This is a genomic window from Microtetraspora sp. NBRC 16547, from assembly GCF_030268965.1.
Taxonomy (GTDB): Bacteria; Actinomycetota; Actinomycetes; order Streptosporangiales; family Streptosporangiaceae; genus Microtetraspora.
The window spans coordinates 1-305 of the sequence record NZ_BSSE01000119.1 but is presented as its reverse complement, the minus strand read 5'-3'; the positions used below and the strand labels follow the sequence as shown (position 1 = coordinate 305).

Annotated in this window: 1 protein-coding gene; it reads left to right on the top strand. The window is 69.8% G+C overall.

The features are described 5' to 3' along the window. Nucleotides 1–34 precede the first annotated feature (34 nt). Nucleotides 35–305: hypothetical protein (locus tag QSK17_RS35860; protein WP_285711150.1), on the top strand; the 271-nt coding region annotated here is incomplete at its 3' end.

Sequence of the window (305 nt, the reverse complement as noted above, 5' to 3'; positions counted from 1 at the left end):
GCTTCTCGATCGTGCTCGAGTCCATGTGCCCGGTATGGTCCAGCCCGTCATCGGGCAGTTCGACCACGCACCAGTCCAGATGGTGGACCCCGAGGCCGGACAGTTCGGCAAAGCGCCGGCCCAGATGGTGCAGCCCGAGGCCGGGGAGCGTGACGGCGAGCCACGCCAGACAACGCGATCGCCGGGGGCTGTGGAGGGGGCAGGCTTCGCGGGAGATGTGACCACGGGACAGCAGGGCCGGTGGTCGCGGGCGGTGAGGACTGAGCGCGAGGACGCATCTGGCTGGGACGGGATCTGGCAAGGCC